The 12,933-nt window shown below is 71.8% G+C and carries 17 protein-coding genes and 1 pseudogene; 10 read left to right on the forward strand and 8 right to left on the reverse strand.

Annotated elements, in window-relative coordinates:
* Positions 1-115: 115 nt before the first annotated feature.
* Both ACIRB1_RS16310 and ACIRB1_RS16315 read left to right on the forward strand, forming a co-directional pair.
* A pseudogene (locus tag ACIRB1_RS16310) lies at positions 116-466 on the forward strand (acyl-CoA dehydrogenase family protein); the annotation flags it as partial.
* 46 nt (positions 467-512) lie between these two features.
* Positions 513-1,238: an SDR family oxidoreductase gene (locus tag ACIRB1_RS16315; RefSeq protein WP_352181808.1), complete on the forward strand. Its 726-nt coding sequence runs from the start codon at positions 513-515 to the stop codon at positions 1,236-1,238.
* 1 nt (position 1,239) lies between these two features.
* Here ACIRB1_RS16315 and ACIRB1_RS16320 read toward each other — a convergent pair whose 3' ends face one another.
* Complete coding sequence (locus ACIRB1_RS16320; RefSeq protein ID WP_352181472.1) at positions 1,240-1,383, reverse strand: hypothetical protein; 144 nt, start codon at positions 1,381-1,383, stop codon at positions 1,240-1,242.
* A gap of 183 nt (positions 1,384-1,566) precedes the next feature.
* Between ACIRB1_RS16320 and ACIRB1_RS16325 the strand changes: the two genes are divergently transcribed.
* The 3 genes from ACIRB1_RS16325 (at position 1,567) to ACIRB1_RS16335 (ending at position 2,278) form a co-directional block, all read left to right on the forward strand.
* Positions 1,567-1,740: an SDR family NAD(P)-dependent oxidoreductase gene (locus ACIRB1_RS16325; protein ID WP_352181471.1), complete on the forward strand. Its 174-nt coding sequence runs from the start codon at positions 1,567-1,569 to the stop codon at positions 1,738-1,740.
* Positions 1,741-1,805: 65 nt separating this feature from the next.
* A complete protein-coding gene (locus ACIRB1_RS16330; protein WP_352181470.1) occupies positions 1,806-1,967 on the forward strand; it encodes a hypothetical protein in 162 nt (53 codons plus the stop codon).
* A 128-nt stretch (positions 1,968-2,095) separates the two neighbouring features.
* Positions 2,096-2,278: a hypothetical protein gene (locus ACIRB1_RS16335; RefSeq protein ID WP_352181469.1), complete on the forward strand. Its 183-nt coding sequence runs from the start codon at positions 2,096-2,098 to the stop codon at positions 2,276-2,278.
* 52 nt (positions 2,279-2,330) lie between these two features.
* Here ACIRB1_RS16335 and ACIRB1_RS16340 read toward each other — a convergent pair whose 3' ends face one another.
* Together ACIRB1_RS16340 and ACIRB1_RS16345 are read right to left on the reverse strand one after the other, a co-directional pair.
* Positions 2,331-2,792, reverse strand: coding sequence for an SDR family oxidoreductase (locus tag ACIRB1_RS16340; protein ID WP_352181468.1), 462 nt, complete (start codon positions 2,790-2,792; stop codon positions 2,331-2,333).
* An 81-nt stretch (positions 2,793-2,873) separates the two neighbouring features.
* Entirely contained in the window at positions 2,874-3,164 is a 291-nt protein-coding gene (locus tag ACIRB1_RS16345; protein WP_352181467.1) for an SDR family NAD(P)-dependent oxidoreductase, read from the reverse strand.
* A 375-nt stretch (positions 3,165-3,539) separates the two neighbouring features.
* Here ACIRB1_RS16345 and ACIRB1_RS16350 point away from each other — a divergent pair, with 375 nt between their 5' ends.
* Together ACIRB1_RS16350 and ACIRB1_RS16355 are read left to right on the forward strand one after the other, a co-directional pair.
* Entirely contained in the window at positions 3,540-4,205 is a 666-nt protein-coding gene (locus ACIRB1_RS16350; RefSeq protein WP_352181466.1) for a TetR/AcrR family transcriptional regulator, read from the forward strand.
* A gap of 243 nt (positions 4,206-4,448) precedes the next feature.
* On the forward strand, positions 4,449-4,832 hold the full coding sequence (locus tag ACIRB1_RS16355; protein ID WP_403465993.1) for a hypothetical protein: 384 nt from the start codon (positions 4,449-4,451) through the stop codon (positions 4,830-4,832).
* A 50-nt stretch (positions 4,833-4,882) separates the two neighbouring features.
* On the opposite strand, the gene ACIRB1_RS16360 is transcribed toward ACIRB1_RS16355, so the two are convergent.
* The 3 genes from ACIRB1_RS16360 to ACIRB1_RS16370 all read right to left on the reverse strand — a co-directional run bounded on the left by ACIRB1_RS16360 (position 4,883) and on the right by ACIRB1_RS16370 (position 7,935).
* The gene (locus tag ACIRB1_RS16360) at positions 4,883-5,401 is read right to left on the reverse strand and encodes a MarR family winged helix-turn-helix transcriptional regulator (RefSeq protein WP_403465994.1); all 519 of its coding nucleotides are present in this window, start codon (positions 5,399-5,401) and stop codon (positions 4,883-4,885) included.
* A gap of 206 nt (positions 5,402-5,607) precedes the next feature.
* Complete coding sequence (locus ACIRB1_RS16365; protein ID WP_352181463.1) at positions 5,608-6,357, reverse strand: polysaccharide deacetylase family protein; 750 nt, start codon at positions 6,355-6,357, stop codon at positions 5,608-5,610.
* A 207-nt stretch (positions 6,358-6,564) separates the two neighbouring features.
* Entirely contained in the window at positions 6,565-7,935 is a 1,371-nt protein-coding gene (locus tag ACIRB1_RS16370; RefSeq protein WP_352181462.1) for a glycosyltransferase, read from the reverse strand.
* 238 nt (positions 7,936-8,173) lie between these two features.
* Here ACIRB1_RS16370 and ACIRB1_RS16375 point away from each other — a divergent pair, with 238 nt between their 5' ends.
* The 3 genes from ACIRB1_RS16375 (at position 8,174) to ACIRB1_RS16385 (ending at position 10,753) form a co-directional block, all read left to right on the forward strand.
* Positions 8,174-8,599 carry a BlaI/MecI/CopY family transcriptional regulator gene (locus tag ACIRB1_RS16375; RefSeq protein ID WP_352181461.1) on the forward strand — a complete coding sequence of 142 codons (426 nt, stop codon included), beginning with the start codon at positions 8,174-8,176 and terminating at the stop codon, positions 8,597-8,599.
* 4 nt (positions 8,600-8,603) lie between these two features.
* Positions 8,604-9,572: a M56 family metallopeptidase gene (locus tag ACIRB1_RS16380; protein WP_352181460.1), complete on the forward strand. Its 969-nt coding sequence runs from the start codon at positions 8,604-8,606 to the stop codon at positions 9,570-9,572.
* A gap of 245 nt (positions 9,573-9,817) precedes the next feature.
* A complete protein-coding gene (locus ACIRB1_RS16385) occupies positions 9,818-10,753 on the forward strand; it encodes an alpha/beta hydrolase fold domain-containing protein (protein WP_352181459.1) in 936 nt (311 codons plus the stop codon).
* Between the two features lie 66 nt (positions 10,754-10,819).
* On the opposite strand, the gene ACIRB1_RS16390 is transcribed toward ACIRB1_RS16385, so the two are convergent.
* Both ACIRB1_RS16390 and ACIRB1_RS16395 read right to left on the reverse strand, forming a co-directional pair.
* Positions 10,820-11,299: an Ldh family oxidoreductase gene (locus ACIRB1_RS16390; protein ID WP_352181458.1), complete on the reverse strand. Its 480-nt coding sequence runs from the start codon at positions 11,297-11,299 to the stop codon at positions 10,820-10,822.
* A 187-nt stretch (positions 11,300-11,486) separates the two neighbouring features.
* Positions 11,487-12,824, reverse strand: coding sequence for an aromatic acid/H+ symport family MFS transporter (locus ACIRB1_RS16395; protein ID WP_352181457.1), 1,338 nt, complete (start codon positions 12,822-12,824; stop codon positions 11,487-11,489).
* Between the last annotated feature and the right edge of the window lie 109 nt (positions 12,825-12,933).

Below are 12,933 nucleotides of genomic sequence, written 5' to 3' on the forward strand. Positions count from 1 at the left end.
CAGGCCCTGGGCGAGCTGGGCCTGACCGAGATATGGCGCACCTCACTTCCGGTGGCGACGGGACAGGAGTACGCGCTGCTCGCCGAGGAACACGGCCGCCACCCGGACCATCGCCTACGTCAAGGAACGCAAGGCGTTCGGCAAGACGGTCGCGTCCCTCTTGAACACCACGTTCCAACTCGCTGCGACAGCAGCCGAGTCGGAAGCCGCGCAGGCCATGCTGGACCGCGCGGTGCTCGAACTCGTCGCGGGTGGACTGAGCGGTCCCGACGCCGCGAAGGTCGAGCTGTTCCGCACCGAGATGGAGGCCCGCGCGGTCGACCGCTGCCTGGAGCTGTGCAGCGGCTACGGCTACATGCTGGAATACCCCATCGCCCGGCTGTAGGCGGACGCGCGCATCACCCGCATCTACGTCGGGACGAGCGAGGCCAGGAAGGTCATCATCGCCAAGTCCCTCGGATTGTGAGGCGGTCACGGTGCCGGACTTCTCCAGCAGACCAGGTGTCGCGTTCGTGGCGGGCGGTTCGGGCGGAATCGGCGCGGCGATCGTCCGGCTCCTCGCCGAGCGGGGCAGCGACATCGTCTTCACCTACCGCGCCAACCAGGAAGCGGCCGACGCGGTGGCCGCCGAGGTCACGAAGCTGGGACGTCAAGTCCGTTCCCTACGGCTGGACTTGACCGACGAGACCGCCACCGCCGAGGCCGTGTCCGAGACCGCCGACGGCATCCACACCCTCGTGTACGCGGCGGGCCCGCACGTCCCGATGCGGCACCTGAGCACGGTGACGCCGAGCGAGTACCGCGCCCAACTCGAGGGCGACGCCGTGGCGTTCTTCAACCTGGTGCATCCCGCACTGCCGTTGCTGCGCGAGAGCCGGGGCAGCATCGTCGCCGTGACGACCGTCGCCACCCGCCGGTTCCCGGTACGCGACGGCCTGTCGTCGGGTGCGAAGGGCGCGGTCGAGGCCGTAGCCAGGGCGCTCGCCGCCGAAGAGGGCCGGTACGGCGTCCGCGTGAACTGCGTGGCCCCCGGCATGCTCAACGACGGTATCGCCGGCCGCCTGATCAGCACGGGCGAACTGGATGACGCCGCGCTCGCCGTCACCCGGCGCAACATCCCGATGCGCCGCTTCGGCGACGCGACCGACATCGCGGAGGCGGTCGCGTTCCTCGCCTCGGACCGGGCCGGATTCATCACCGGGCAGGCGTTGGGCGTCGACGGCGGGTACAGCGTATAGGTCACGCGGGACCGCTTCGCCGCCCCAACGCATAGGTGGCGCGGACCAGTTCGGCGGTGGGTCCGACGGTCAGTGCCGCGTGCCGGGCGACGACGCCTCCGCCGTAGAGGCCCTCGCCGGGGATCTGGTCCCCGCGCACGAACACCAGCCCCGGTCTCCCCGGCGGGGGCTTGCGTGCCGTCGTCGTCGCGGATCTCGATCTCGACGCCGGGCAACGGCCGCCCCACGGAGCCGAGTCGGTCGCGTACGGGCGGGTCGGACGCCGCCAGTGCCTCGCGATGGTCGTCGGGTCCGAAGAGTCGAGTCCACGCCGCTCAAGCGCTGGTAGTTGTCCCTGGATGTCAATCTGACCGGGGTGTTCCTGGTGACCCGCGCGGTGATTCCGCACGTACGGGCGCGTGACGGTGGCTCGTTGGTGGCCGTGATGACGGGCGGGGTGGGCATGACGTACCGGGGTGCGAACGCGTACTGGGTGGCCAAGGCCGCCGTCGAGCGCCTCTAGCTGGGTCTCGCCGCCGACCTGCGCAAGGACAACATCGCCGTCAACTGCCTCGCCCCGTCACGGGGGTGGTGCTCACGGAGGGTTGGCAGGCGGGTGGCGGAGGCCGGGAGATCCCGCCGGAGATGGTGGAGCCGCCGGAGGCGATGGCGCGGGCCGCCGTGCTGCTCGCGGGGCAGGACGCCATCGGGATCACGGGAACCGTCCAGCGCTCGGAATCCCTTGCCTGAAAGGCAGTTGGCCCCTGCACTGCACGAGATCGAGGTGACTGAGAGGCACCATCCGGGGCAGTCGGGAGACAACGGCGCAGCCACCGGGATCACGCGTGGCTCGCCGTCTATCCATAGGGGTTGAACAAATGCTTGCAATCGTGGCGGCCGCGCTCTTCTTCATCGCCTTCATCATCCGTGTCACCGAGACTTCGACGCAGATCGTCTTCAGCGAGACGAGCCTGATGCTTCTCGGGCTCGCCTTCCTCGCCGCGCATTCGGCCGGGCTGGGCACCGGCTGGTCCGCGCGCCGCAGCGGACGTCGGCGCTGAGGAAGCGGCGCGCCGCCCCCAGGGCGCGCCTCCTCCGCCGGTCGCCGACCGGTCAGCGACCGGCGCGTTCTCGTACGGCCGCACAGACCCCACCGTCGACGAGAACGTCGATTCCGGAAACGAAAGCGGCCTCGTCCGACAGCAGAAACGCCACCGCAGCCGCGACGTCCTCGGCCCGGCCCGTCCGACCGAGCGGCGTCTGCTCCACGAGAGCGGTCATGGCGGGCTGGGCCGAGGCCTCCTGCCGCACCTGAGGGGTGTCGATGACCCCCGGCGACACGGAACACACCCGCGCCCCGTACGGCCCGAGCCGCACCGCCTCCCGCCGTGCGAACCGGTCCACCCCGTGCTTGGCCCACGCGTACGCGAGACCGGTGTTCTCCACCGCGGGCCCGAGCGCCTCCCGCAACCGGTCGAGGAGGTCCTCCCGGAGCGGCTCGTCGAGGATCGCGGCTACGGCCGGATCGGCCTCGATGGTGCCGAGGAGCGGGGCCATCGAGGCGAAGTACACCATCGCCGTCCCTTCGGTGGCGAGCGGGCGGAGGGCTTCGGCCAGGTGTGCGGTGCCGACGAGGTCGACTTCGAAGATGCGGCGTCAGTCAGCCATGGTGGGCGAGATCCCGGCGGCGTGCGAGACGGCCCTGAGGGAGCCCAACTCGGCGACGCGGGCGGCGAGTCGGGAGAGTCCGGCCCCGTCGGTGATGTCGAGGACGAAGGGTTCGACCGCGATCTCCTCGTCGGCGGCGGCCAGTTCCTTCGCCGCCGCGGTCACGCCCGGTTCGTCCCGGTCCACCAGCAGCAGCGTGTCCACCAGGTCGGTGAGCCGTCGGGCACAGGCGAGTCCCATACCGCGCCCAGCCCCCGCCGCGATGCCTACGGTCGTCACGCATCACCTCCTTCGTGAGCCCACCGTTTCTCCAACCCGGGCCGCGCCACCCGGTCCACGAATTCCACGCGCAGGCCTCTCGGGCCGCGCAGGAACGTGAAGGGCGCGCCGCCGGCGCCGTCCCGGGTCGCCTTGAAGCAGGTCGAGTGGATCCACGCACTCGGAGCGGAACTTCCTGATCCACTCCAGCTTCTCCTCCAACTCCGGCTCGGTGGAGAAGTCCCACGCCATGTCAGACGAACCTCCTGCTAATCCGGAGAGGCGCCGACCGAATACCGTTCCCATTCAACGCGAGTATGGATCTCAGAATTTGCCGTACGTCCCTCGACAGCGGAAGCCGAGGTGTTACCGCTGACGTCGAGTATCGTTCTTCGTGTGACAGCTGTCCCCGAAGAGCAACCGGCCTGGCGCCAGCGCGCCGTTGAGCGTTCCACCCGTGCCGCGAAGCTCCGCGCCGAACAACGCGTACAGCGCTTCCTGGACGCGGCACAGGAACTCGTCGCGGAAAAGCGGACGACGGACTTCACGGTCCAGGAGGTCGTGGACCGCTCCAAACAGTCGCTGCGCAGCTTCTACCAGCACTTCGACGGCAAACACGAGCTGCTGCTCGCCCTGTTCGAGGACGCGCTGTCCAAGTCGGCGGCGGAGATCCGTGAGACGGCCGGCTCCCAGTCGGATCCGCTCCAGGCACTGCGGCTCGCGGTGGAGATGCTCTTCCAGCAGTCGCTGTCCAACCCCGGCGTGGAGCGCCCCCTGTTCAGCGACTTCGCGCTCCAGCTCCTGGTGAAGCATCCCGCGCAGGTGGCGACCGCTCACCTCCCCCTGCTCCAGGTGTTCACGGAGCTGGTCGAGCAGGCCGAGGACGCCGGTGTCATCCCCGCGGGGAAGCCCCGCCGTCAGGCCTCGATCCTGATGCAGACGGTCATGTTCGTCGCGCAGGGCAACGGAGTTCCGTCCGACAGCCACGCCGCCGCGGTCACGGCCCAGGAGGTCTGGCAGTTCTGCCTCGGCGGCCTCTCGGGCGTACCGGTGCGCAACTGACGGCTCCTCAACAACGACGTAATTGACGCTCTCCATAGTGGAGAGTACGGTTCTCGCCCACCGCAACGGGAGGTGGGCGATGACCGAGCCGCTACGGCACGGGGCGCGGCGCTACCGGGTCGTGCGGTGAGCCACCGGCACCATCGGCGCCCGCACGATGCGTGCCGTACTGGAGCATCCGCGGCTGACCCTGGCCGGCGTATACGTCCATACACCGGCCAAGTCGAGCTGGACGCGAGCGAGTTGAGCAGGGGCAGCCCCGGTGTCACCGGGGTCGTCGCCACACATGACATCGACGAGATCCTGGCGCTCGGCGCCGACTGCGTCCTCTATACCCCGCGCGCATGCGACATCGACGAGGTGTGCACGCTGCTCTCGTCCGGGGTGAACGTCGTGTCCACGCGCGGCGAGTTCCATCGCGCGCCCAGCATGGACCCCGTCGTGCGGAAGCGGGCCGAGGAGGCGTGCGCGCGGGGCGGGACCTCCGTCCGCAGCACGGGCAGCAGTCCCGGATTCATCACGGAGGCCCTGCCGTTGGCGCTCACCTCGATCCAGCGGCGGCTCGACGCGCTGACGATCGACGAGTTCGCGGATCTCTCCCCCCGACCTCGGCTGAGGCCGGCGTGACCTTCAACCATCGCCCGCCTTGCGGGACTTGGGCAGCCGGCCCCCGGAGCTCAGACCGTGCTCGCCGGCGCCGCGGCCTCCGGCTCGTCATCGTCGATCGCGTACTTCAGGAAGTCGTCGACCATGCGGTGGAACAGCGTGGCCAGTTGCCGCAGTTCGTCCGTCGACCACTCGGAGAGGGCCATTTGCATACCGCGCGCACCGGCGTCCCGGACGCTGGTCACCGCCCTCCGGCCGGCCTCGGTCAGCTCGATCCGCTGGGCCCGGCGGTCGTCGGGGTCGGGCACGCGGGTGACGTACCCGGACTTCTGGAGCTGCTGCACCGTCCGCGTCACATGCGAGGCCTCCACCCCGAGGCGATGGGCCAGCTCCCCCGGGCGCAGCGGGTCGGAGTCGGCGATCTGCCGTAGCAACGCCACCGCCGCGCGGTCCAGCGGCACACCGGCGAGGGCCATCAGCCGGTCGTGCTGGCGGGCACGTGTGCTCAGGTAGGTGATCCGAGTGAGGGCTCGCTCGATCTCGGTCACCTCCGGGGAGGCGGGGTCGTCGGGGATCGCTGGTGTGGACATGGAAGCCACTTTACCATATTGTTGCGTAACTCAAGTAAGTTGCGGCGGGCTGTTGCCGTGCCTGCCGCGGAGAGAGTACTTCCGCAGTCGGACAGGGTGTCGGCGACCGCCGGAGTCGAGCGACGCCACTCCGGCCACCCGGCTGCTCCCTGGTCCAGGTGCTCGCGGACCTGGTTCCCGCCGCCCCGGGACGGCCGGCCATATGGTCAGCTTCGGAGCGAGTCCACGGCATGCTCCCGCAACGGCCCCACGGACAGGCCCCGCTCCGCGCAGGTGTCGAGGATGCGGGGCACGGCGCCGAGGGTGGCGCGCCAGGAGCCGGGGGCCGAGGTGCAGTCGGAGTCGTGCAGCAGGACGGTGCCGCCGCCGCGCAGATCCCCGGTGACCGTTCGGTGCACCGACTCGGGTGTGGCGCGCGCCCGCCAGTCCTCGCCCCAGGCCGTCCACAACACCGGCGTGAGGTCCAGGCGGCGGACCGCGAGGTGGGCGGCGGTCGACATCACGCCGTAGGGCGGGCGGAAGAGGCGGGGCGTGCGTCCGGTGAGGTCGCCGACCGTGTCGCGGGCGCGGGCCAGGTCGTCGTGGGTGGCGCGGGGGCCGCGCAGCAGCAGCGGGCGGTGCAGCCAGCCGTGAACGGCGATCTCGTGTCCGGCGGCGGCGATCTCCCGCACCAGACCCGGGGCACGTACCGCCTGGCTGCCGAGGAGGAAGAAGGTCGCGTGCACCCGGCGTTCGTCGAGCAGCCGCAGGAAGAGCGGGGTCGACAGCGGGTCGGGGCCGTCGTCGAAGGTGAGCGCCACGTGGTCCGGACGGCCTCGACCGGCGAGGCGGGGCATGACGCGGTTGCGGAGCGGACCGTAGGTGGAGAGGACCGGGGCGGCGTACGCGGCGGCGAGGACCGGGAGTGCGGGGAGCGCGATGCGGGCGGTCGCGCGGAGGAGGCGGCTGGCGGTCATGCGGGGCGGTCCTTCGTGCGGGGTGCGGTGGCGCGAACGGCCTGCGGGGGACGGGGAGTTGGGGTCATGCGGGGTGCCCCTTCACGTGGACCGCGACGGACTCGGCGGCGCGGAGGGCCGGCGCGGCGCAGGCAGTCGTAGGAATAGGAATGGGCGTACGGCGGTCATGCGTGACCCTTCGCCGCGGCACACGCAGCCCACTGCCCGTCACGCGTGCCGCCCCTTCGCGTGCGCCTCGTGCGGCCCATGGCCCATGTGGTGTTCGTGGGGCGGGTCGTCGAGGTCGAGGTGCTGGCCTATTGCGTGCATCAGGTCCGGGGCGCCGTCGGTCGTGGCGACCGCTGTGCCGACCGCGCCCGCCCAGACCGCGCAGGCCACAGCGGTGGTGGTGGCGAGACGGAAGGCGGCCGGGCGGACGGTCCGCCGGGAGGTGGGTGTGGCGACGGGGGCGGTGCCGGTGCGGCAGACGCGGGCGGTCTCGGCGGCCGGGCCGTCGGGGTCGGCCGCGAACAGGGCGCGGGCCACCTCGCGTTGGAGCAAACCGCGTGGGCCGTCGATCAACTCGGCCAGTACGTGCTTGAGTTTGGCCGGGTCGCGAACCCACGCGGCGACGCCCGCCTCGTCCAGGGCGGCCGCGTTGGTGAGGCCGTGGCCGGGTATGCAGCCGTAGCTCGCGACGGGCAGGCCCGCGGCGAAGGCTTCCAGGGAGGTCAGGCCGCCCGCGTTCTGGACCAGGACATCGGCGGCGTGCATCAGGCCGGGCATGTCGTCGACCCAGCCGTAGACGTGCTCGATGCCGTCCGCGCGGAGCTGCTCGGCGAGTGTGTCGTTGCGGCCGCAGACCACGAGCGGTACGGCCGCCCCGCAGTCGCGCAGCTCCCGGGCGACCTCACGGACCGGTCCCACGCCCCAGGAACCGGCAACCAGCAAGGCCAGCGGGGCAGTTGGGGGCAGACCGAAGCGGGCGCGGGCCGCCGCGCGTTCCGGTGCGTGCACGGGGTGGAAGCGTGGGTCGGCGACCGGGCCGCACACACGGACATCGCGCGCTCCGGCGGCCCGGGCCTGCGCTGCGGGCACGGCGTGCAGCGCGAGGTGGACGTCGACGCCGTCTGCCACCCACAGCGGGTGCACCGAGAAGTCGGTGAGGTAGGTGAGGACAGGGACGGTCAGCCGGCCGTCCAGCCGGAGCGAGCCCAGGACCCGGCTCGCGCCTGGGTACGTGGAGACGACGGCGCCGGTGTCGGCGGGCAGCGCGCGCAGCAGCCGTGCCTCGGCGGAGCGCAGGAGTGCTCGCGCGACGGGGCCGCCGCCTCCGGCGCGTTCGGTGCTGCTGTAGATCCGCTGGTAGACCCACGGCGCCCGGACAAGCAGGCGGTGGTAGCCGTCCCGGACGAGTCGGCCGAGCCGGGCGGGCAGCACGTCCAGCAGATCGAACCGGTCGACCGTCAGTCCGGCCGCGAGCAGTCGCCGCTCCAGCTCGGTGGCGGCGCCGTCGTGACCGGCTCCGACGCTCGCCGAGACGATCACGACCCGCTCGGCCGACGCAGGGCGGCGCACCGTGTTTCCGGGGTGGGGCATGGGCTGATTCCTCCGCAGGTGGAGTGGAGCGGCGAAACTCTACAACATGTAGTAGGTAAGCTCGTACGACATGTAGTAGTTCATCGACCGCACATCCCGGCCGGCCTTTCGTCGCCCTTTCGATCAACCCCCGACCGGCCTCCCGCCCGGGCTCCGAGCCCTGGCGCACTTCCTACAGGCCGTAGTAGGCAGGCGGGTAGGCTGGACTGCCGAGCGATGGAAGGCGGTGGGGTGAACAGTGCACGACCGGAAGAGCGACGAACCCGGCGCCGCGCCCGGCAGGCGGGCGCGCGGCGAGCTGGAGAACGGGGTTCTCGCCGCCCTCTACGGCGCCGCCGGGCCGCAGACCGCCCGCCAGGTCAAGGACCGACTGCCGGGAGATCTCGCGTACACCACCGTGCTGACGATCCTGTCGCGGCTGTACGACAAGGGGATGCTCGTCCGGCACCGCGCGGGCCGCGGCTACGCGTACGCGCCGGCTCGGGACGAGGCGACGCACACCGCGGAGCGGATGCGTTCGCTGCTGGAGCACGGCAGCGACCGCGAGGCGGTGCTCGCCCGTTTCGTCTCCGAACTCTCCGCGCAGGACGAGCAGTTGCTGCAACGGCTGCTGGCCGGACACGACGGGCCGCGGCACACCGGTGGCACCGACGAGGGACCGTGATCCCGTGCTGATCAGCGTGTACGTCCCCCTCCTGATCACCATGGTGCTCGCGGTGGTCGCACCCCGCGCCGCCCACCGGCTGGCCCCGCGCCCGGCCGCCTGGTCACTGGCCGCCGCCGCGCTGGTGGCCTCGCTGGGCTGGCTGGGTTCACTGGCGCTGCTGGCGTTCGCCGGACTGGCGCAGATCCCCGAGGTCGCCAAGGAGGGCCGCTGGTCGGTCGCGGCGGTACGCGCCTCCGACCCGGTCTACCTCACGGTCGCCGGGGTCGCAGCGCTCGCCTTCCTCGCCTCGGTAACGGGCCTCACGATCGCCGCGGTACGTCAGCTACGGCATCTGCGCTGGGCCCGCCGCGAGTGCCGACTCCTGCCCGGCGACACGGAGTTGGCGGTCCTGGACATGGCGGCGCCCGAGGCGTTCGCGCTGCCGGGGGCGCCGGGTCGGATCGTGGTGTCGCGCGGGATGCTGCGCTGCCTGGGCGACCGGGAGCGCGAGGCACTGCTCGCCCACGAGCGGGCCCACCTGCGCGGCCGCCACCATCTCTTCCAGACCCTCTGGCGCCTCTCCGCCGCCACGACTCCCCTGCTACGACCGCTGTCCGGCGCGGGCGGTTTCGTCCTGGAGCGCTGGGCCGACGAGGAGGCGGCGGTGCGCGTCGGCGATCGTACGGTCGTCGCGCATGCCGTGGGCCGGGCGGCGCTCGCCAGCTCGGCGAACCGGTCCCACCCGGCACTGGCCGCGACCGGCGGTGCGGTACCGCAGCGGGTTCGGGCGCTGCTCGCGCCCCCGCCCCCGCGCCGGGCCCTGCCGTTCGTCGCGGGCGCCGCGCTCCTGGTCCTGTGCTGCGCGAGTCTGGCCGACGCGGCGAACGACAGCGAGCAGATGATCGAGACGGCGCAGGTGGCGGCCACGCCGTCGCCCCATGGGCCGTGTCATGAGCACGGGCACGTGGACGGGCCCGTCCGGTTCCGGTGATCGACGGGTCCGCGTCGCGGGCCGCCTCCACAAACCGGAGCACCGGCAGACGGACGGGGATCTTCATCCGTGAAACCCCCGGGCTCTCGCACCCCCGCCCCCACCCCTGAACCGCGCCGATCATCAGCATCCGCCCGCGATGCACCCGTGTTATCGTCGCCCTACCCATTGCCAGGAATCCTGTCGATCGATCCCCGGTGATCGGACGGAATCCCCCGTCGCGCGCACTCCACACAGGGAGCGGTATGTCTGTTCTGGCCCGGCCGGCGGTGGCCGCACTCGCCGCCAAGTCCCTACAGCGTCTGTCCGTGATGGCCGACCGGCGTCCGAGCGGGCGCGGTTCCGCCGCCGCCTCGCATCAGCGGTTCCCTGAATATCCGCGCCGGACACGGGAGTTGACGATCCCGAGCAGCATCGCCCCGGCGCGGGCGACGGTGTACCTGCCGGCCGGTGAGGGTCCGCCGCCGCCCGTGCACGTGAACTTCCACGGCGGCGGCTATGTCATTCCGCTGACCGAACCGGACGACCCGCTGTGCCGTTTCCTCGCGGCGGAGGCGGGGGTCGTGGTGGTCAACGTGGACTACGTCGTCGCGCCGCAGCACCCGTTCCCCGCGCCGCCCCGGCAGGCCTTCGAGGTGGTGCGGTGGATCGCGGAGCACGGCGCGGAGCAGGGCTGGGACGGTGACCGGCTCACCGTGGGCGGGCAGAGTGCCGGGGGCGGACTCGCGGCGGCGGTGGCCCGGCAGGCGTGGGAGGAGGGCGGTCCCTCGATCGCGCTCCAGGTGCTGCACTATCCGCCGCTCGACCTGGCGACCGGCGCGAAGGACAAGCACGCGGCGATCGCCAAGCCGATGCTGCGCCCCTGGATGGCGGAGGTCTTCGACTCGTCGTACGTCCCGGATCCGAGGGTGCGTGCCGACCGGCTGGTGTCGCCTGCCCACCCCTCGGACACCGCGGACCTGAAGGGCATCGCCCCGGCGCTGGTCGTCACGGCGGAGTACGACCTGCTCAAGGCCGAGGGTGTGCGCTACGCCGACCGGTTGCGGACGGCGGGGTCACTGGTCGAGCACGTCGACGTGGCCGGAGCCGACCACGGGTACGACGCCACGGACGACGAACGGGCCCTGGAGACCTATGCCCTGATTGCCCGTCAGGTGCGCGGAGCCGTCGGCAGCGCCTGAACTCCTCGCACCGACAACGCACTTCGCCGACCATCCCCCTCGGACGGTCGGCGAAGTGCGGCCGGGTCACGCCGACGGCACCAGCTCCGGCAGCGTGAGGCCGAACTTGCCCGCCGCCTCGGTCAGTTCGCGCCAGACCTTCGGAGCGACAGGAATGCCCTTCGCGCCACGGCGCTCGGCGACCGTCGCGCTGCGTTCGCCGGGGTAGAAGACACCCTCCGCGCCATCGGCCGGGGGCAGTTGCTTGAGGGTGGCCAGCGTCGCGTCGACCGCCTCGGTGAACGCGGCCGGGTCGCCGAAGGCCGCCGGGTCGAGGGCGATCAGCAGGGCGTTCTGGCGGTGCTTGCGGCCCTGCGGGTCGTCCGAGTGGAACGCGGCGAAGATCGGCGCACCGACCAGCACGCTGGTGAGCAGCTCGAACGCGAGGGACATCCCGGAGCCCTTGGCGCCGCCCAACGGCAGCGGCATCACGGCGAGTTCGGGATCGGTGGTCGGGGTGCCGTCCGCGGTGGCGGCGGCGCACGTAACCCGGACGTTCACGGACACGGGCAGGACGGTGGAACACCTGTCGGCGGAGGACCGGATGGGAAAGGACTGAGGCACAGCCCTCGCCAACCCGTCGGCGCCTGCGCCCACTCGGGAGGCAGGCGCTCCTTCGTGCCCGGACGCCGGCCCCGCGTCCTCGCGGTGGCCGGCATCCGGTCCCGCCCCTGTCACCCGGGCCGGGGTGCGGTCAGTGGCTGACGGCCAACTCCCGCTCGGCACCGGCCTGTTGGACCTGCTTGGAGCTGCGCAGCGCCGCGATGCCGATGAACACCATGGAGGACAGACCGGCGATCGCGAAGGACGTGAAGCCCCAGTCGCCGTTGCCGGAGGCGAGCAGCTGGCCGCCGAGCCACGGTCCGAAGACGGCGCCGAAGCGGCCCATGCCGGAGGTCCAACCGACCGCCGTGGCACGGTTGTCCGGGGTGGAGCGGATGGACACCGTGGCGTAGATCATCGTCTGGGCGCTGTTGAGGAAGACGCCGGTGAGGAAGACGACGAGCATCGTCACGGCCTGGTTCATGTGGACGCCGAGCAGGAAGACGCCCACGGCGGTGAGCGCGAACCAGATCGCCGAGATGCGCGGGGCGCCGAAGCGGTCGGCGGCGCGGCCGGCGACGAGCATGCCCACGATGCCGCCCAGGTTGAACACCACGACGAACGTGAGGGCGTTGGCGAGTTCGTAGCCCTCGGCGCGCATCAGGGTGGGCAGCCAGGTGGCGACGCCGTAGACGAGGAGCAGGCCGCCGAAGGAGGCCAGCCAGTACAGCAGGGTCTGGAGCCATTCGCCGCCGCGGAAGAGGGCGAGCAGGGCGTCCCAGCGGTCGGCCGCCGTCTTCTTGCCGGTGGCGGCGGGCAGGTGGACCTCGAAGCGCTCGGCGAGGGCGTGGGCCTCCTCGGTGCGGCCCTTGGCGACCAGGAAGCTCAGCGACTCGGGCAGGAACTTCAGCAGTACCGGGACGAAGAGCAGCGGGACGACGCAGACCCAGAAGGCGGCGCGCCAGCCGACCGGGTCCACCAGCCACTTGGCCACGTAGGCGGAGAGGATGCCGCCCGCGTGGTGGGCGGTCATCAGCATGCCGATGGTGAGGGCGGTCCGGCCGCGCGGGGCGTAGTCGGAGACCATGCTGATCGCGGTGGGCAGCAGTCCGCCGAGGCCGACACCGGCGAGGGTGCGGCCGAGGCCGAAGACGCCGACGCTGCCCGAGACGGCGCAGATGCCGGAGGCCAGCGAGAAGAGCGTCACGCAGGCGATCATCAGCTGCTTGCGTCCGATGCGGTCCGCGACCGTGCCCGCGGTGAGCGCGCCGACCAGCATGCCGAAGGTGGCGTAGCTGCCGAGGTCGCCGGCCCGGTCGGCGGTGAGACCGAAGGTCTTCGTCTCCAGCAGGTGCGGCAGCACCGAGCCGTAGATGAACATGTCGAGGCCGTCGAAGAGCACGGCGAGCCAGCACAGGCCGATGACCAGCAGGGCCAGTCTGCTGGCGCGCGCGGTCGGGGCGGGGGACGGGGAGGGGGAGGAAGACATCGTTGGTTACCTCTCGTGCTTGGTGCGCTAGACGCTAAGGAGCCACCCCCGGATAGTCAACGTTTTTGTCAACAATCTCATCGACAATCGTTGAGGGGTGGCTCCAGCG

It is taken from the genome of Streptomyces sp. NPDC096013 (assembly GCF_044763565.1).
Taxonomy (GTDB): Bacteria; Actinomycetota; Actinomycetes; order Streptomycetales; family Streptomycetaceae; genus Streptomyces.

What these genes read in the sequence shown, in the direction of transcription:
- ACIRB1_RS16335 (WP_352181469.1), top strand. Translation starts at nt 2,096, where the DNA reads ATGCTTGCAATCGTGGCGGCCGCGCTCTTCTTCATCGCCTTCATCATC.
- ACIRB1_RS16340 (WP_352181468.1), bottom strand. Translation starts at nt 2,792, where the DNA reads ATGGTGTACTTCGCCTCGATGGCCCCGCTCCTCGGCACCATCGAGGCC.
- ACIRB1_RS16360 (WP_403465994.1), bottom strand. Translation starts at nt 5,401, where the DNA reads ATGTCCACACCAGCGATCCCCGACGACCCCGCCTCCCCGGAGGTGACC.
- ACIRB1_RS16365 (WP_352181463.1), bottom strand. Translation starts at nt 6,357, where the DNA reads ATGACCGCCAGCCGCCTCCTCCGCGCGACCGCCCGCATCGCGCTCCCC.
- ACIRB1_RS16370 (WP_352181462.1), bottom strand. Translation starts at nt 7,935, where the DNA reads ATGCCCCACCCCGGAAACACGGTGCGCCGCCCTGCGTCGGCCGAGCGG.
- ACIRB1_RS16385 (WP_352181459.1), top strand. Translation starts at nt 9,818, where the DNA reads ATGTCTGTTCTGGCCCGGCCGGCGGTGGCCGCACTCGCCGCCAAGTCC.
- ACIRB1_RS16395 (WP_352181457.1), bottom strand. Translation starts at nt 12,824, where the DNA reads ATGTCTTCCTCCCCCTCCCCGTCCCCCGCCCCGACCGCGCGCGCCAGC.